The organism is Lysinibacillus sp. TE18511 (assembly GCF_054062295.1).
The window spans coordinates 20,925-38,144 of the sequence record NZ_JBSSFD010000034.1 but is presented as its reverse complement, the minus strand read 5'-3'; the positions used below and the strand labels follow the sequence as shown (position 1 = coordinate 38,144).

Sequence of the window (17,220 nt, the reverse complement as noted above, 5' to 3'; positions counted from 1 at the left end):
TTAACTGATGAGATGAGGAAAAAATTAATGAAAGAAAGAATTTATGGAAAGAGAATTAACTTAGATCAAGAAAATATAGAAGAGTTTTTTAAAAATCGCTCACAAAGATATAGCGAAAGGAGTCCTTTGGCAGCTGTCTTATACCAGGATAACAATCCAGAGTTAGCTATTAAACGTGATAAGTATGAGAAGAGCTTAGTTATTCCAAAATTACAATTACAAAAAAATGATAGAGTACTAGATATTGGGTGTGGAATTGGGAGATGGGCGGAACCGTTAATAGGGAAAGTGGCAGAATATAATGGCATTGATTTAGATGAAGGATTAGTCAAAATTGCTAAGGATAATTTTTCTGAATATCCATACTTTTCATTCGAGTGTAAAAAGGTTCAATCGTATCTAGATGAGAAAATTAATTCTAATCAGAAATACGACAAAATTATAGTTGCAGGTGTATTGCAATACTTAAATGATAATGATGTTGATAACGTAATTAATTATTTAATAAATTTATGTACTAACAGTTCAATAATATATATACGAAGCTCAGTTTCTCTAAAAGAGCGTCTTACATTAAATAAAGTATGGTCTGAAGAATTACAGCAAAATTATAGTTCGATTTATCGTACAGATGAGGAGCATATTTCATTATTAAATCCTCTTATAAAAAATGGTTTTTCTCTAAAAGTACACCAAGCATTGTATCCTGAAAACCTTAATAACAGGACTGAAACAACACAATATATGTACATATTAGAGAAAAAGGGATGAGTATAATTAATAAGACGGCATATTGTTTTGATTTAGATGGGACAATTACAAAAGAGGAGATACTTCCTCTTATATCAAAGGAAATTGGCTTGTATGAAGAAATAAGCGCATTAACCGAAGCTACAATTAAAGGTATTATTCCTTTTGAAAAGTCATTTTTGTTAAGATGTCGCCTTTTGATGGATATCCCAGTTTCCAAAGTAAGGCAAATAGTTTCTGGAGTATTTTTGCATAACGAGATTGTTGATTTTATTCAAAAAAATAAAGAGAATTGTTTTGTTATTACAGGTAATCTTGATATTTGGATTTCACAGTTAGTTGAGGAGAGACTTGGATGTTCTGTTTACTCTTCAAGAGCAGAAGAGCATGATGATACTTTAAGAAAAGTGGTTAGAATAATACATAAAGAACAAGCAATTTCTCAAATTAAAGAAAAGTATAATAGAATAGTTGCTATTGGTGATGGTATGGGAGATGTTGCAATGTTTCAAGCGGCGGATATAGGCATTGCATTTGGTGGAGTTCATGCCCCTATTGAAAGTTTATTAGAAGTTTCAAATTATGTAGTATACGAGGAGAAGGCATTATGTCGATTATTAAACACGCTATAATAAGTGCGGCAGGTATGGGTACACGTTTAGGAATGAATATGCCTAAGTGCTTGGTGGAAGTTAACGGAAGAAAAATTATTGATTATTTACTTGAATTATTAAAAAATATAGAAGATATTCGTATTGTTGTCGGTTTTATGGAAGAAGAGGTTATTAATTATGTTAAGTCAATACGTTCTGATGTAATTTTTGTTCGTAATCCTAATTTTAAAATAACTACGAATTCTTACAGTGTACATTTAGCAAGTAAGGATCTAGATGAACCTTTTTTAATAATAGATGGTGATCTAATAATTAATAAGAAAAGCTTTGAGAATTTTCTTTCAAACTGCGAGAAGAAACCAGAGCATTCTTTAGTTGGTATTACAAAAAGCAAGACGGAAGAAGCGGTTTTTACAGCCATTAAGAAAGAAGATAATGAAAACTATATAAAGTCATTTACTCGAGAAGAACAATTAGATTATGAATGGTCAGGATTAGCTTATTTGAATGGCATAAAAATTGAGAAGAATGGTGGATATATATTCCACGAATTAGAAAAACATTTACCAATTCGTTGCGAAATAATTGAATGCTGGGAAATTGATACACCAGAAGATTTAGAAAATGCATGTTTATCTTGCTATTAATAAGGAAAAAGAGGTTATTTATAATTGGAAAAATTTAATCTCTACTATATGGAAAATACAGATTAATGAATTAATATTTTTCACTTCCAAAATGTAATAAACTTGAGGAAACACTATTCAGTAATTTTTTTAAGGATTAGGTGATAAAAATGTCTATTAGAAAAGTTATTTTTATAACGGGTGCCTCTCGCGGAATCGGCTATGCTACTGCTATAGAAGCCGCAAAACAACATTGGACCTTAATTTTAAATGGTCGAGATGAGGATCGATTAAAACAAATTAAGGAAGAACTGGAGTCCTTTTATAACGCAGATGTACATATTTTGAGTTATGATGTTAGCGATATAGACGCTATAAAAAAAGCATTTATGTGGATTAAGAAAAATGTTGGACAACTTGATGCGGTTGTTAATAATGCAGGAATTTTAGATGATGCACTACTTGGTATGATAAATGAAAAACAAATGTCACAAACCTTAGCTGTTAATACTGAAGCGGTTATTTACCATATGCAATTTGCATCACGCCTTATGATGAAACAAAAATCAGGTTCCATTGTTAATATAAGCTCGATAATTGGGAGATTTGGTAATGCTGGTCAAACGGTATATAGTGCAAGTAAAGCTGCTATTATTGGTGCGACATATTCTGCTGCCAAAGAATTAGCTCCTTATAATATTCGCGTGAATACAGTAGCACCTGGTTTTATTGAGACAGATTTGTCGAAGCAGATATCACAAGAAAAATATAATGAACGTTTATCCATGATAAAAATGGGTCGTATTGGTTCAGCAGAAGAAGTTGCTAACGTGATTTTGTTTTTTGCTTCAGATTATTCCTCTTATGTAACAGGGCAGGTTATAGGTGTGGATGGAGGCATGGTGATATAGTTCTGCCATAAATAGCAATTTAGATTGATGCTATAGGATTTTATGACGACATATAAATAAGAATGTGACCCACTATATCTATAATGGAATTTTCCATTCATATAAATATTAGAAGAGAGTAGGGAAATGATAAGTAATATTAAATTATCATTATCTAAATAATAGAAACTTGAACAATTTATAAAGTCTAATAAATAAAAAAATGTACATTTGGGTGTTCATATTAGTGATGTAATTTATTTTTGATTGCAATGTACCAAGCCAAGAGTCATTTATATATAGTAAATTCATAATGTATTATTCTTTAATTCTCATTTTCTCACTTGAAAGATAAGTGCAATAAACTTAAAGTAAAGATGTATTATAATAAAGTAAAAATAGAACAAATAATATTTACAATAGAAGTAGGTAGGGATCATTTATGACGAATGAAGAGAAACTACGTGGAATTTTTGCAGAAGCACTAGGGATTGATATTACACAAGTTACAGAGGATCTAACTTATAATACAATTCCAGAATGGGATTCAATTGCTCATATGGCATTAATTGCAGAAATTGATGATCAATTTGATACAATGTTGGATACAGATGATGTATTAGATATGAGTACTTTTGCAAAAGCGAAGGAAATATTAGTTAAATATAATGTAGAATTTTAATTGAGCAGGGTGTGGTAGAGAGACTATCACGCCTTTTTCAATGGAAGGAGAGATTGAATGAACTTTTTAAAACTTAAAAATGATAAAGTGGCAGTCATTACACATGAACGTACATATACTTACAATGAGATTTCTAGAGTTGAATTTAAAAGTACACAAAAAGAGTTAGTGTTAATTTTATGTGAGAATACTATTGATATACTATCAACATATGTTTCAGCGATGAATAGTCAGCATGCTGTGATGTTACTTTCGGCAGATATTAATTGTGAACTTTTGGAAGATATTGTAAAACAGTATGAACCAAAATGGATTGTAGGTTTAGAGAGTTATGATGGATATGGGATAGGTAGTGAGTGTTTAGTAAGAATCAGAAATATTAACACAAATATACATCCTGACCTCGCGATTTTATTGAGTACTTCTGGAACAACTGGTAGTCAAAAGTTTGTTCGTTTATCGTATGAAAATATTCGCTCAAATGCAGAATCTATTATTAAATATCTTGATATTGATGAAAATGAACGTGCCATTATGAATTTACCACTTTCTTATTCTTATGGTATGTCCATTGTAAATAGTCATCTCTTTGCTGGTGCTTCTTTATTACTGACAGATGAAAGTGTTATGGAAAAGTCATTTTGGAGTTTTGTAAACGATCAACAGGCGACATCTATAGCAGGTGTGCCTTTTACTTATCAAATGTTGCAACGTATAGGTTTTACCAAAATGGAATTACCAACATTAAAAACATTGACACAGGCTGGTGGACGACTCAATGAAAAGCTTGTGAAGTTTTTTGCTGAGTATGCAAAGGAAAAAGATAAACGCTTTTACGTGATGTATGGGCAGACGGAAGCAGCACCACGTATCAGCTATATTCCTTTTGAAAAAGTGTTAGAAAAAGCCAGTACAATTGGCGTGCCGATTCCTGATGGCCATTTGGAAATTGACAAAGCAACGGGAGAGCTTATTTATAAAGGTGCAAATGTCATGATGGGCTATGCTGAATGTCTTGAAGATTTAGCAAATGGAGATGAACTTAGAGGCGTACTCCATACTGGTGACACTGCAACTGTTGATGCAGATGGATATTTTACGATAACTGGGCGAATGAAGCGCTTTATTAAGCTTTTTGGTTTGCGAATAAACTTGGATGAGGTAGAGAAAAAACTCGAGTCCTCCTTCCATGCATCTTTAGCTTGTACTGGTTCTGACGATAAATTAATTATAGCTATTGAACAAGAAGTATTTGTTGAACCTATAAAAAATGCAGTAGAGGATTTGTACAAACTGCATAAAACAGCTTATAAGATAAAAGTGATGGATATACCACGCTTTGCAAATGGCAAAACAGATTATTTGAAATTAAAGGAGAGCTGTTTATGATTGCCCCTTATCATTTGAAACGAGAGCAAAAATCAGCGCAGCTATTAGATAAACTTAATGATTTAACAAAATGGCATGTTGAAAACTGTCCAGATTATAAAGTGATGCTTGAAAAAAGTGGTGCTGTAAATCAAGCAAGATCATTAGAGGAAGTACCCTACCTACCTGTACAATTATTCAAGCTATTAGATTTAAAATCGATTCCACCAGAAGATGTAGTAAAAGTACTTACCTCAAGTGGTACGACAGGGCAGCAGGTGTCGAAAATCTATTTAGATAAGGAAACATCTGTTTCACAAACAAAAACGTTGGTGGAAGTGATGAAACCACTACTTGGCAGTAAACGCTTACCGATGATTATTTTAGATACAAAATCTGTATTAAAGGACAGAAAATCCTTTAGTGCGCGTGGTGCTGGGATTTTAGGTTTTTCCAATTTTGGTCGTAAACATTTTTATGCTTTAAATGATGATATGAGTTTGGATGTCGAGGGTCTACAGGCATTTCTAAAGGAATTTGCAGGACAGAAAATCTTACTGTTCGGTTTTACTTTTATGATTTGGCAGTATGTCTATAAGGAAGCAGTAGCTCGAGGCTTGGATATTGATTTTGGGGACAGTGTTTTAATTCACGGTGGTGGCTGGAAGAAGCTCAAGGATGAAGCAGTTGATTCATTAAGCTTTAATCGCTTGCTACATGAGCAGTTGGGAATTCGTGAGGTACATAATTATTACGGTATGGTCGAGCAGATCGGTTCAATTTTTGTTGAGTGTAGAATGGGACATCTTCATACACCTAGCTACGCTGATGTCATTATTCGCAATCCGATTACATTTGAGCCAGTTCCTTACGGAGAACAGGGGCTTATTCAGGTGTTGAGTGAGCTACCCAAAAGCTACCCAGGGCATTCATTACTGACTGAGGATTTAGGTACAATTCATGGGGAAGATGATTGTCCATGTGGTTGGAAAGGGAAATACTTCTCTGTAGCAGGTAGAATTCCAAAGGCCGAGCTAAGAGGGTGTAGTGATACGTTTCAAGGAGGTACAAGATGATGCAGTTATTTTGGCCGAAAAGTATAGAGTTTAAAGTTGTAATTGAGCAACTATCTTCGAATAAACCGAATCAACCATTTGATCAAGAAGTTGTGGCATTCACACAAGCACTTTCCAAGCGCTTTCTTCGAATGAGAGAATTACCGGAAGTGGTAGCATTAGGTTATTGGCTGCGAAAGGCAAATATAAAAGAAATGCAAACAGCTTTTGAACATGATACAGTTCAAAAAATTATAAGAGCGCGCGGGACAGTCTTTCATATTGCACCATCAAATGTTGATACGATTTTTGTTTACTCCTGGATGTTATCGTTACTAGCAGGCAATCGAAATGTAATCCGAATTTCAAGTAAGGAGCAAAACGGATTAAACGCACTTCTACAAATTATTATAGAAGAATTAGCGCGTAACGAATTTCAAAAAATAGCTAACCAGACGATAATATGTACGTATGGTCATGAAGAAAATACAACAGCTTTATTAAGCGCTACTTGTCAAACACGTGTAATTTGGGGTGGAGATGAAACAATTTCTGCTATCAGAGAAATACCATTAGCTCCTATAGCCAATGAGCTTGCTTTTTCAGACCGTTTCTCGTTGGCAGTTTTAAATAGCGAAGTAATCTCTAAATTAGATGAAGTACAGCTAGACAGTCTATTAGAGCAGTTTTATAACGACGTATTTTGGTTCGATCAAATGGCGTGCTCTTCTCCAAGATTAATAACTTGGTGTGGAGAAAATCAACAGGCCATCAATCGTTTTTGGTCAGCCTTTGAACAAAAGATTCAGCAAAAACAGTATGAATTAATGGCTGCGACACAAGTTTTAAAATATACAACAAGCTTAATTCTTGCAACAGACAGTAAAGTAGAGAATTTGAAAAATGGAACTTATTTTTCACGTGTGAAACTATCTGATGTGCCGGTAGACGTTCGTGAACGTCACTGTGGTGGTGGTTTGTTTTATGAATACAAAGTCGATAAACTTGAAGATTTAGCAGATGTATTAATAGATAAAGATCAAACAATTGCTTATTATGGCTTTGAACGCAATGAGCTTGAGAGTTTAGTAGATGCTATTTCAAGCCGAGGCATAGATCGGATTGTCCCTATTGGAAAGGCACTTGATTTTAATGGAGTATGGGACGGACAGAGCTTTTTAACATCGTTTACGAGGGAAGTAATAATTATATGAAGTGGATACCAATTGAAGAACAACATCTTCAGCAAATTTTAGATTGGCGTACGAGTGAAGAAATAACTCGATTTATGTATACAGATATTGAATATAGCTTAGAGAATCAAAAAAAATGGCTAAATACAATTCGAGCTGACCAAAATGGCCGCTATTGGTTAATGGAAAATAGAGGTGACATAATTGGTTATATATCAATTACAGAGATTGATCGGAAGCATAAACGCGGCGCTTGGAATTTCTATATTGGAAATATGAAATATGTAATGCTTGCGGGTTTTCTAGGTGCTTATATGTATAATTATGCTTTTACAGAGCTTGGTCTAGAAAAGCTTATTGGTGAAGTTATGGATATTAATGAAGGTGTACAAAAGCTTCATCTAAAACAAGGTGCACGTGTAGTTGGGGTTTATGAACGTCATATTTGTAAAAATGGTGTATGGCATGATGTACATGTATTTGAAATGACGAAAGCCCGTTGGCAAGAGGTTGGTAATAAGTTTAAAAAATATATTCCAGAGGTGCAGGCATGAAAACAATTGTAATCATCCAAGCAAGAATGGGATCATCCCGTCTACCTGGAAAAATTTTAAAACAGCTTGGCGATGTGGATGTACTTACATATGATATAGAACGTTGCCGAGCAATTCAAGGAGTTAGTAAAGTAATTGTTGCGACAAGTAATTTACCACAGGACGATGCAATTGCAAAATGGTGTGAAATGCATCAGGTAGCTTATTTCCGTGGTTCTGAAGATGACGTACTTAATCGCTATGTACAATGCGCTAAAATGTATAAGCCCGATTATGTTATACGTGTTACATCAGATTGTCCATTTGTTGATTATGAAATGGCAAGTGAGATTGTTTCATTAATGAAAACAGAGCAGAAGGACATTGTATTAATGAATGGAGAGCTTCCACGTGGTTTAGCAGTTGAACTTATTTCCTATGAGTCCCTTTTACGTATACACGAAATCGGGACTGAACCACGTCATCGTGAGCATGTCACTTATTATGCATATGAATTCCCTCAAGAATTTAATGCAGTTACATATAATGTGCCTACAAATCGTATGGCTCCTGAGCTGCGTATTACGTTAGATACTACGGAAGATTATGAACTAATTTCGGCAGTAGCCAAGCATTTTAATGACCCACTAGTGTCTAGTTCAGAAGTTATTCGTTATTTAAGAGAAACACCTGAGGTTGCTAAATTAAATGCACACATTGAACAGAAGCCGGTGATTTAATGAAAAATATAATTATCCGTACTGATGCTTCAGTAGAAATTGGAAGCGGACATGTTATGCGCTGTTTAACAATTGCTCATAATTTAAAGCGGGAAGGTTGCAATGTTCGATTTTGGATGGAACCGCATACTGGCAATTTGATAGATTATGTTGCACAACAAGGCTATGAAACTATTTCAAAGGCTGAACAGGCTGATCTTTATATTATTGATCATTATGGGATTGATCTGGAATGGGAACAAAATATTCGTCCATATACAAGAAATCTAATAGTGATTGATGATTTGGCAAGAGCTCATGATTGTGATGTATTACTTGATCAAAATGTTGTGCCAAACTTTGAGGTTCGTTATGATGAGCTTGTGCCAAAGCGTTGTATCAAATTATTAGGTCCCAAGTACTTAATTATGCGTGAAGAGTTTATTGAAGCTCGTCAGCAAATTCGACAGCGCAATCAAAATATTCAGCGACTTCTTGTATTTATGGGGGGAGCTGATCCAACCAATGAAACAGCGAAAATATTGACTGCACTAGAAAAATTGAGTTTTACCCATGTGGATGTTGTTGTAGGTAATGGAAATGTACATAAAGAAAAAATTGAGCAAATATGTCGTGAACGAAATTACCATTATCATTGTCAAATTTCTTATATGGCACAGCTTATGCGGCAAGCGGATTTTTCCATTGGTGCAGGTGGAAGCTCAATGTGGGAGCGATGTTATGTTGGACTCCCGTCTTCAAGTACTATAGTTGCTGACAATCAGCTCATTACAACTAACTATGCAGATCAGCTTGAAGCAGTCATTAATTTAGGATGGCATGAAGATGTCACTGTAGAAACGTATCAACATTTACTAAATAGATTAGGCGATATAGATGTGGAGAGGCTTGGAAAAATCGGTTTACAATTAACGGCCACACCACAACCAAATGCCTGGTTATCACAAATAATGGAGTTGTTAGCATGATTAAAATTGGACATAAAGAAATTGGCAAACATGCAAAGCCTTTTATTATTGCAGAAATGTCTGGCAATCATAATCAATCATTAGAAAGAGCTTTACATTTAGTAGATTTAGCAGCTGAAGCTGGTGTGGATGCGTTAAAGCTACAAACATATACACCTGATACAATTACATTAGATGTGCACACGGGTGAGTTTTTTATTCAAGACGATGCTAACCTTTGGAAAGGAAATTCTTTATATAATTTGTATAAAGAGGCCTATACTCCTTGGGAATGGCATGAGGCCATTTTCAATCGTGCAAAAGAACATGGCTTACTTGCTTTTAGTTCACCTTTTGATGAAACAGCTGTCGATTTTTTAGAAACTTTGAATGTACCTGCTTACAAAATTGCATCTTTTGAAAATGTTGATATCCCATTAATTCGAAAAGTAGCTCGTACAGGTAAGCCTATTATTATTTCGACAGGAATGGCCACAGCTGCAGAGCTAGACGAAGCAGTTCGAGCTGCAAGAGCTGAAGGAAATCATCAAATTATTTTATTAAAATGTACAAGTACATATCCAGCAACGCCAGCAAACTCTAATTTAGCCACTATACCTCATATGCGAGAGTTGTTTGGTACTGAAATTGGTTTATCAGATCATACGATGGGTGTTGGCGTATCGGTTGCTGCCGTAACTCTTGGCGCAACTGTTATTGAAAAACATTTCACTACCTCTCGTGCTGATGGGGGAGTTGATTCTGCATTTTCAATGGAGCCACATGAGTTAAAAATGCTTGTAGAGGAAACTGAAAGAGCGTGGCAAAGCTTAGGACAAATTCAATATGGTCCAACAGAAGCTGAAAAGGATTCAGCAAAATTCCGACGTTCTTTATATATTGGGGAAGACTTAAAAGCAGGCGACGTTTTAACGGAAGAAAATCTTCGAAATGTTCGACCAGGTTTGGGGCTGCCAACAAAATACTATGATTTAGTACTTAGAAAGACCGTTAAGCAAGATGTGAAGAAGGGAACACCTTTAAGTTGGGAGTTATTACTATGAAAAAACTCAATCAATTTCTTTCCTACGGTCGCCAATCTATTGATGAGGACGACATACAGGTGGTTATAGAAACATTGCGCTCACCTTTTTTAACACAAGGTCCAAAAATTCAACAGTTTGAACAGGCAATTGCCAATTATGTTGGCACTCAATATGCAGTTGCTTTTTGCAATGGAACTGCAGCACTTCACGCAGCCTGTTATGCGGCAGGGATTGGTGTTGGAGATGAAGTTATTACATCACCAATTACTTTCGCAGCCAGTGCTAACTGTGTGCGTTATATGGGAGGAACAGTTGTTTTTGCGGATATTGACGCAAATACTTACAACATTAATCCTGAAGAGATAAGAAAAAAGATTACACCAAATACAAAGGCAATCATCCCAGTTGATTTTACAGGTCAGCCAGTAGACATGGATGCTATTATGGAAGTCGCACGTGAACATAACTTAGTTGTCATCGAAGATGGTGCTCATTCTCTTGGTGCTGAATATAAAGGGAAAAAAGTTGGTACACAGGCAGATATGACAATGTTTAGCTTCCATCCTGTAAAGCCAATTACGACAGCTGAAGGCGGTATTATTGTAACGAATAATGAGGAATATTATCGTAAATTACAATTATTCCGTAGTCATGGTATTGAGCAAACTGAGTATTCAGCTGAACAAGGTGGTTGGTATTATGAAATGACTGACCTCGGCTATAATTATCGAATGACTGATTTACAAGCAGCACTTGGTTTATCACAATTGAAAAAAATTGATACGTTTATCCAACGACGTCGTGAAATTGCAGCATTTTATACGGTGGCATTTCAAGATATAGAAGGAATTATCGTTCCACAGCAGCTAGAGGGAACTAATTCCGGTTGGCATTTGTATATGCTTCAGCTTAAAGGTATATCTCGTAAGTTTGTGTTTGAACAAATGAGATCTTTGAATATAGGTGTTCATGTGCATTATATCCCTGTTTATTGGCATCCATATTATCAAAAACTAGGTTATGAACGTGGAATATGCCCAATTGCAGAAAAGTGGTATGAAAGAGCATTGACCTTACCGATTCATCCGAATATGACAATAGAGGATTTAGCGATTATTGTGCCGAATTTTAAAGAACTACTAAAACAGTTTAAATAAGTAGTTCTACACAGCTTACTCTAAAAAAGTAAGCTAAATTAACAGAAGTTAACGATGTGATAAATTTCTAGTCATTAGCTGGTTTTCAAAAATAAAAACTCTCAATATTCTAAGGTAAGGTATTGTTATTTATTGTCAAAAATGTAATTTGTGGTTTAAATCTATATATATTTTCATTAGTGTTGCATAAATTAGTTCAGTGTTTCATTTTTCTTTTTAGAAGAAAAATGAAAACAATGAAGCAGCGGTAGTGAACATCTATTTTTTTACTAAAACCTTTGGCGAGTGCGATAGAGATAAGAAATCTTTATGATGAGGAATTTCCTTCGATTTTACGTAAACAGATGCGGGCTTGTTTCCATAAGACGGCCTTCAAGTACCGGCTGATTTGTAAATACGTTTGGTCACTATACATGTGCAATTGCGCCAGCACATTGAGGCATTATACAATCATCACAATGAACAATTGATTGTGCACCGTCTGCTCGCTGTGACCATAAAATTTTTTAATATTCAAGTGTTGCTTCATCCATTTGAAGAACAGCTCGATTGCCCAGCGTGATTTATACAGTTCAGCGATTTCATGGGCATCTAAATCAAAGTGATTTGTCAGAAAATGTAACTTATTTCCCTTTGTATCGAGTACTTTAATAAAACAAAAACATTCTCAGATCGATTCTGTATTGCCCCAATCACAACCATTTCATTAGAGAATACCGATGTGTTTTTAGACAACGGAAGTGGTTCTAACACACGAAAAACGGCATTTTTCCGTAGTTGTGTGACAAAGAAATAGCCATCATCCGTCATGCAGTCAAAACGCTTATAATCTAAGTAGCCACGGTCAAAAACGTACATGCATTCCTTATCATCAATGAATACTTCTAATTGGCCGCGGTCGTGTTCTATCGCATTGGTGAGCACGGCTTGATCTGGATAAGAGCAGCCTTCTTCCATGAAAACGAGGCGTAAATGTAGTTTGACCTCAGATTTTGTTTTGCGAAATTTAGCCCATCTGTGAATGCATTTCGGTTTCGTCATGAATTTTTGCCACCAAATCAAGAAAAATCGATTGAAAGAACTCGGTCGGTACTTGATGGAGTCGTCGGCTTAATTGGGAGAAGCTAATCGAATCTAATTCCGTTGCCTTTTGTAAATCCTCTGAGAAAATGGCATCACTCAATGCGCGCAAGCTCTCTGTTTCATGGAGTTGCACATACAAGAGTAATTTCAAGAATAAAGCCATGTGTCGCTTCTTCGTATAATAATTTAGTTGATGTGTTTTCACCTGTTCATTCAATAATTCCATAGAAATGGGTGAAAACCATTGTTCAAATGATGTTTTTCCTGTAAAATTATCCATAGGTTTGTCCTTTATTTTGGATTTAGATCGGTTTACTACCACTAACCATTATAAAGGATTTTTTTTTTGATGAATTAAGTTGCGGAAAATTCGGACTTTATTTTTGTGTTGGATTATTTTAATGCGACACTAGTAACTTTTAATATCATTATTATAAAGTAAAAGGCTGTTGAAAGTTCAATCAAATCGAACTTTCAACTGCTTTTTCAGTGCCCTCCAAATGAATGGGGTGTTTTCTTACCTAATTTTTATTTGGGAACGTTTTTGTTTTTCTTTGAAAAAGTTATTTAATAGATTTTTAAAGTGTGCTTAAAGTCCTTGTTTCAAAAGGTATATTTTAGAATTCAACTTACTCCTATAATAGATAATATTTTTATTTTTATATCATATAATTATAAATAATTCCTATCTTTATTGAACTTAGGTTAGATTACTATATAATCATAATAAAGATATTCATAGGAGGGTTATAATTATGTTTAGAAAATATCCTGATGATCAGTGTGTTAGAGGGGTAATTCGTTCTTTTCCAAATGAAAAAGAAAATGAAAATAGAATGGGCCTAGATATAGGTTGTGGAGCTGGTAGACACTCGAAACTTATGTTAGATATGGGGTTTACAGTAAAAGCGATTGATATTATTCAACAAAATGTTACTGATACATCAATAGGTTTGAAAAATTATCCTACAGAGAAACTACAAGTGGAATGTATAGACTTTTTAGAAATGCCCGACAAAGAAATGTATGATTTAATAATTGCATGGCATTGTTTATATGCATATAATAATGATCCTGCCGACTGTCCTAATAAAATATGCATAATAAGAGATATGTTAAAAACAAATGGAAAAATAATTATGAGTTTAAAAAGTGATGATGATTCATTGCTTAGTTCAGGTTCCATAAGAGAAAATGGATTGATAGATAATAAAATATACAATACGCCAGGTTATATATTTTATTCTCAGTCTGAAATGATTGATATGATTACAAAATGTGGGTTTAAAATTGATTATATTGAAAAATTTTCAAGAGTACATAAAATAGATAGAAAAAACATTATCACAAATGAAATGTGGAAAAATACCGAATTAGATGTCAATGAAAATTGGTATGCTGTATGTGCCACAAAAATATAATTTTATTATATGCAATCACTACCGTAGCAAAAAACTTTGGTCGCCTTGAAATCGATAATGATTGTAGTGAACACGCCATCAAGTCCATTCGTAATTGGCAGAAAAAATTGGCTTTTCGCTAAGTCAATGCGAGGAGCGAAAGCGAGTGCGATTATTTACTAGTATTGTCGAGATAGCTGAAGAAAACAGATTGAACCCACTGAAATATTTAACCTATGTTTGGGCTCTTTGCTATAATTTGTAATTTATTTTCTATTAATTCAATAATTTCACATGTTACTGTAGAAAAAAGCGAAAACTTACGAATCGTAATTGTTCTTCAGACAAACCAGGAGTTTTCGCTTTGCACTCCAAGTTTATCAAAATGCTATTACTGTTATTACAATCTTTTTCCGAAGTTTCTTTACCATCTGATGAAGAACCAAATGTATTTCCTGTTACAGTAGATGCTTATTCAGTGCCATGTTCAATTTGCCGAGGGAAAGCGATTCGCCATGCACAAACGATACGTCGTTTTCGTCATGGCTATGCTTGGCACCTAGGATTGATTTGGATTGAGATGGCGATTCCACGTCATCGTTGTGTTGCTTGCGACCTCACATTTACTTATGACTTCGGTTTAGGGTTATACAAGCGTCTTCGGCTTTGTTTTGTAGAGAACTTGTTCAACGTTGCTACGGTCGTTTCATTGCTGATTCCTTCGTTTACGTTTAGAAACAGGTCGCTGATTTTGTCACCCACGACTTTTGGTGATGAGCCACATTTTGGAATAATTACCACAAATTTAGGTAACCAATGAAGCAGAACTCGATCAGATTTTACCTTGCTCGAAGACAATTCCGACTGACTGCCACGTTCCAAAGAAAAGTAATTAAAATATACAACAAAGCGCCCAGGGAAAAACACGTGGGCGCTATTTGACGCTTACCTATATTGAATATCCAAATTGAAGCCATTAACCAAGAAACCTATTTATATATAATCAGCACCATTATAAAGGAACTTAATGTAAGCTTCCTTATAGGTATACATCTTTTTTCTAGTTCTGAAGAATTACTCTTTTTTCTAAAATCCAATTTGTATAGTAGTCTACTAGTTCCTTTAGATTAGTATCTGTTAATTCATCATTTAATTTAATTAAATCTGTTTTAAAATGTTCTAAATCGATTCTTCCGAAATTATCCACAACTTCTTCTGTCTCAAAATAAAATTCAAAATCCCTAGTATAAATTACAGCTTTATATGTTTGATTAGGGTGATACGATTCCGTCATCACTTCTTTACGTTGTTCACCACCAAAATCCTCTAATATTTTACCATGCAACTTTTCTTTATCATATTCGATATTCAATAAATTCAATATTGTAGGGTAGATATCAAGATTGCTCATTAATTTATCACTAGTTCCTTGCATTCCCCCCCCTAACAACATAAATGGTACTTTGGTTCTCCCATTGTTTAGGAAATACTTTGGATCTTGCTCAAAATATCCTTGCCCATGATCAGAGTGAATAATAAGAAGAACGTCATCTTCATCATAGTTATGTTTGATATAATTGAAAAGAACTGATAAATGTAAGTCAATTCTTTTTAACTCTTCTCCATAACGGATAATTTTATTTTGATCATAATTAGTAAGTACAGAAGTATCTCCTTTCTTAGAATATAGTCGGCTTAATACGTTAGTATTTACTTGACTATTAATCGACAAAAAGATTTCATCAGCAACATCGTGTAAATCAGGCAAAACTAACCAAATATAGTTGTTTTTTTCTTTGAATGTTTCTAAATGATCTATAACCTCTTCCATGATTTCCCCTGCACCAAAACCACCCATAGAGTTTTTAAATACAATTCGATCAAAACTCTTTCCGTAGCCATGGGGAGGAGTGCCACGCCAATCACCAGTAAAGGAAGCAGTAAAATAACCTGATTTACGAATCTTTTCAATTAGTGATTCTTGCTTCTCTGAAAAGTCATGTCCAAATGTTGAGTGGTATTGACCATGTGCAATAGTATCCATTGCGGTAACTAGCCCAGCGTTACTTGGAAAAGTCCAATCAGCAGAAGCATAGCAATTTGTATTGACATATTTACTATTAAATGTATTTAAAATGTTTGGAATTAATAATTCTTTATCATTTTCTTCTAAGTATTTACCAGATAAACCATCGATAAAAACATGAGCTACTAATCTATATTTTTTTTGCTCATCATTCAATGTTATCGGATTACCAATAAATATAGGTTTATTAGCGATTATTTCAATTTCTCCTGGATCGAATGTCAAGTAGTTATATTGATTATACTTTAAAAGAGAATTAGTAAAATCATATGTAGTATTATTTATTTTAATTGTTAACTCAGTATCTTTTTCTAAAAAAGAAAAAGGTAAAGTTGTTTTCTTAATAAAAGCAAATTGATAATGTTTTGCTTCATGCCCTTGAAAATATTCTGTCTTTGTGAAATATCTAAATGTATCGTCAACATTTTCTATAAACAAAGATTTGTATAAATTTGTCATATTTTCATTTTCAGTGCCACTGTTTTGAACTTGACGAATTAAACTTTCTCCAAATTTATTTAAAGGATATATTCGTTCATCAACTTCTTTAGAAAGTTGATCTATTTCTTTAAGGTACTTTTGGATTTGTTCTAATGAAAAAATTTGCTGTTGTTTCAATATATATACCATTTCATTGAGGTTATTTTGTACAGCTTCGATCTCTTCTGTATTCTCTGATAATCTTAAACATCTTCCGAAATGATAAAAGCTCTTATCAAATTTTTGTAAATTAAAACAAATTAAAGCGGCATTAAAATGCAAAGAATAAGAATAAGAAAATTGCTGTAATCCTTTATTGACCTCCAAAGCAGCTTCTTCTAAATTCCCAGATTCAAATAGTAATGTTGTACTAACAATATAATAAGTTTCTGTTTTAGCAATTTTTGATAACTCATCTAAAGCTATTTTTACTTCTTCTCTCGCTGTTTTGTTCATACCATCCTCAATACGACAATGTAAATCTTTTACAATATTGATTATATTTTTACTTGACAAAACTTTTTCCTCCTACAATGAACTCATGTAATTAAATTTCTTATATAGTATAAT

General features: G+C 34.0%; 16 protein-coding genes and 2 pseudogenes. 16 read left to right on the top strand and 2 right to left on the bottom strand.

What is annotated here, in order from left to right:
- Positions 1-27 precede the first annotated feature (27 nt).
- From ACVWXS_RS19650 to pseC, 13 genes are all read left to right on the top strand, one after another.
- Positions 28-771: a methyltransferase domain-containing protein gene (locus ACVWXS_RS19650; RefSeq protein ID WP_456959781.1), complete on the top strand. Its 744-nt coding sequence runs from the start codon at positions 28-30 to the stop codon at positions 769-771.
- The gene (locus ACVWXS_RS19645; RefSeq protein ID WP_456959779.1) at positions 768-1,382 is read left to right on the top strand and encodes an HAD-IB family phosphatase; all 615 of its coding nucleotides are present in this window, start codon (positions 768-770) and stop codon (positions 1,380-1,382) included. Before ACVWXS_RS19650 ends, ACVWXS_RS19645 begins: the two co-directional genes overlap by 4 nt.
- Positions 1,358-2,011 carry a phosphocholine cytidylyltransferase family protein gene (locus ACVWXS_RS19640; RefSeq protein ID WP_456959778.1) on the top strand — a complete coding sequence of 218 codons (654 nt, stop codon included), beginning with the start codon at positions 1,358-1,360 and terminating at the stop codon, positions 2,009-2,011. The genes ACVWXS_RS19645 and ACVWXS_RS19640 overlap by 25 nt, the downstream gene beginning before the upstream one ends.
- A gap of 149 nt (positions 2,012-2,160) precedes the next feature.
- Positions 2,161-2,901 (top strand): SDR family NAD(P)-dependent oxidoreductase, encoded by a 741-nt coding sequence (locus tag ACVWXS_RS19635; RefSeq protein WP_456959777.1) that lies wholly within the window; start codon positions 2,161-2,163, stop codon positions 2,899-2,901.
- A gap of 421 nt (positions 2,902-3,322) precedes the next feature.
- Entirely contained in the window at positions 3,323-3,562 is a 240-nt protein-coding gene (locus ACVWXS_RS19630) for an acyl carrier protein (protein WP_456959776.1), read from the top strand.
- A 57-nt stretch (positions 3,563-3,619) separates the two neighbouring features.
- On the top strand, positions 3,620-4,951 hold the full coding sequence (locus ACVWXS_RS19625; protein ID WP_456959775.1) for an AMP-binding protein: 1,332 nt from the start codon (positions 3,620-3,622) through the stop codon (positions 4,949-4,951).
- Positions 4,948-6,006, top strand: coding sequence for a LuxE/PaaK family acyltransferase (locus ACVWXS_RS19620; RefSeq protein ID WP_456959774.1), 1,059 nt, complete (start codon positions 4,948-4,950; stop codon positions 6,004-6,006). The genes ACVWXS_RS19625 and ACVWXS_RS19620 overlap by 4 nt, the downstream gene beginning before the upstream one ends.
- Positions 6,003-7,199, top strand: coding sequence for an acyl-CoA reductase (locus ACVWXS_RS19615; protein WP_456959772.1), 1,197 nt, complete (start codon positions 6,003-6,005; stop codon positions 7,197-7,199). Before ACVWXS_RS19620 ends, ACVWXS_RS19615 begins: the two co-directional genes overlap by 4 nt.
- Positions 7,196-7,732, top strand: coding sequence for a UDP-4-amino-4,6-dideoxy-N-acetyl-beta-L-altrosamine N-acetyltransferase (gene pseH, locus ACVWXS_RS19610; RefSeq protein WP_456959771.1), 537 nt, complete (start codon positions 7,196-7,198; stop codon positions 7,730-7,732). The genes ACVWXS_RS19615 and pseH overlap by 4 nt, the downstream gene beginning before the upstream one ends.
- Positions 7,729-8,451, top strand: coding sequence for a cytidylyltransferase domain-containing protein (locus tag ACVWXS_RS19605; RefSeq protein ID WP_456959769.1), 723 nt, complete (start codon positions 7,729-7,731; stop codon positions 8,449-8,451). The genes pseH and ACVWXS_RS19605 overlap by 4 nt, the downstream gene beginning before the upstream one ends.
- Positions 8,451-9,419, top strand: coding sequence for a UDP-2,4-diacetamido-2,4,6-trideoxy-beta-L-altropyranose hydrolase (gene pseG / locus ACVWXS_RS19600; protein ID WP_456959768.1), 969 nt, complete (start codon positions 8,451-8,453; stop codon positions 9,417-9,419). The genes ACVWXS_RS19605 and pseG overlap by 1 nt, the downstream gene beginning before the upstream one ends.
- Complete coding sequence (gene pseI / locus ACVWXS_RS19595) at positions 9,416-10,462, top strand: pseudaminic acid synthase (protein ID WP_456959767.1); 1,047 nt, start codon at positions 9,416-9,418, stop codon at positions 10,460-10,462. The genes pseG and pseI overlap by 4 nt, the downstream gene beginning before the upstream one ends.
- Entirely contained in the window at positions 10,459-11,601 is a 1,143-nt protein-coding gene (gene pseC / locus ACVWXS_RS19590) for a UDP-4-amino-4,6-dideoxy-N-acetyl-beta-L-altrosamine transaminase (protein ID WP_456959766.1), read from the top strand. The genes pseI and pseC overlap by 4 nt, the downstream gene beginning before the upstream one ends.
- A gap of 307 nt (positions 11,602-11,908) precedes the next feature.
- On the opposite strand, the pseudogene ACVWXS_RS19585 reads toward pseC, so the two are convergent.
- Positions 11,909-12,964: pseudogene (locus ACVWXS_RS19585) on the bottom strand (IS4 family transposase).
- 475 nt (positions 12,965-13,439) lie between these two features.
- Between ACVWXS_RS19585 and ACVWXS_RS19580 the strand changes: the two are divergent.
- The 3 genes and pseudogenes from ACVWXS_RS19580 (at position 13,440) to ACVWXS_RS19570 (ending at position 14,904) form a co-directional block, all read left to right on the top strand.
- The gene (locus ACVWXS_RS19580) at positions 13,440-14,105 is read left to right on the top strand and encodes a class I SAM-dependent methyltransferase (RefSeq protein WP_456959765.1); all 666 of its coding nucleotides are present in this window, start codon (positions 13,440-13,442) and stop codon (positions 14,103-14,105) included.
- A 38-nt stretch (positions 14,106-14,143) separates the two neighbouring features.
- Positions 14,144-14,349, top strand: a pseudogene (locus ACVWXS_RS19575) (IS66 family transposase); the annotation flags it as partial.
- Between the two features lie 99 nt (positions 14,350-14,448).
- Positions 14,449-14,904 (top strand): hypothetical protein, encoded by a 456-nt coding sequence (locus ACVWXS_RS19570; protein ID WP_456959764.1) that lies wholly within the window; start codon positions 14,449-14,451, stop codon positions 14,902-14,904.
- Between the two features lie 240 nt (positions 14,905-15,144).
- On the opposite strand, the gene ACVWXS_RS19565 is transcribed toward ACVWXS_RS19570, so the two are convergent.
- Positions 15,145-17,166, bottom strand: a complete 2,022-nt coding sequence (locus ACVWXS_RS19565; protein ID WP_456959762.1) for a sulfatase-like hydrolase/transferase — start codon at positions 17,164-17,166, stop codon at positions 15,145-15,147.
- Between the last annotated feature and the right edge of the window lie 54 nt (positions 17,167-17,220).

Excerpts from the sequence above, each read along its gene's own strand:
- ACVWXS_RS19650 (WP_456959781.1), top strand. The coding sequence starts at position 28 with ATGAAAGAAAGAATTTATGGAAAGAGAATTAACTTAGATCAAGAAAAT.
- ACVWXS_RS19645 (WP_456959779.1), top strand. The coding sequence starts at position 768 with ATGAGTATAATTAATAAGACGGCATATTGTTTTGATTTAGATGGGACA.
- ACVWXS_RS19640 (WP_456959778.1), top strand. The coding sequence starts at position 1,358 with ATGTCGATTATTAAACACGCTATAATAAGTGCGGCAGGTATGGGTACA.
- ACVWXS_RS19635 (WP_456959777.1), top strand. The coding sequence starts at position 2,161 with ATGTCTATTAGAAAAGTTATTTTTATAACGGGTGCCTCTCGCGGAATC.
- ACVWXS_RS19630 (WP_456959776.1), top strand. The coding sequence starts at position 3,323 with ATGACGAATGAAGAGAAACTACGTGGAATTTTTGCAGAAGCACTAGGG.
- ACVWXS_RS19625 (WP_456959775.1), top strand. The coding sequence starts at position 3,620 with ATGAACTTTTTAAAACTTAAAAATGATAAAGTGGCAGTCATTACACAT.
- ACVWXS_RS19620 (WP_456959774.1), top strand. The coding sequence starts at position 4,948 with ATGATTGCCCCTTATCATTTGAAACGAGAGCAAAAATCAGCGCAGCTA.
- ACVWXS_RS19615 (WP_456959772.1), top strand. The coding sequence starts at position 6,003 with ATGATGCAGTTATTTTGGCCGAAAAGTATAGAGTTTAAAGTTGTAATT.
- pseH (WP_456959771.1), top strand. The coding sequence starts at position 7,196 with ATGAAGTGGATACCAATTGAAGAACAACATCTTCAGCAAATTTTAGAT.
- ACVWXS_RS19605 (WP_456959769.1), top strand. The coding sequence starts at position 7,729 with ATGAAAACAATTGTAATCATCCAAGCAAGAATGGGATCATCCCGTCTA.
- pseG (WP_456959768.1), top strand. The coding sequence starts at position 8,451 with ATGAAAAATATAATTATCCGTACTGATGCTTCAGTAGAAATTGGAAGC.
- pseI (WP_456959767.1), top strand. The coding sequence starts at position 9,416 with ATGATTAAAATTGGACATAAAGAAATTGGCAAACATGCAAAGCCTTTT.
- pseC (WP_456959766.1), top strand. The coding sequence starts at position 10,459 with ATGAAAAAACTCAATCAATTTCTTTCCTACGGTCGCCAATCTATTGAT.
- ACVWXS_RS19580 (WP_456959765.1), top strand. The coding sequence starts at position 13,440 with ATGTTTAGAAAATATCCTGATGATCAGTGTGTTAGAGGGGTAATTCGT.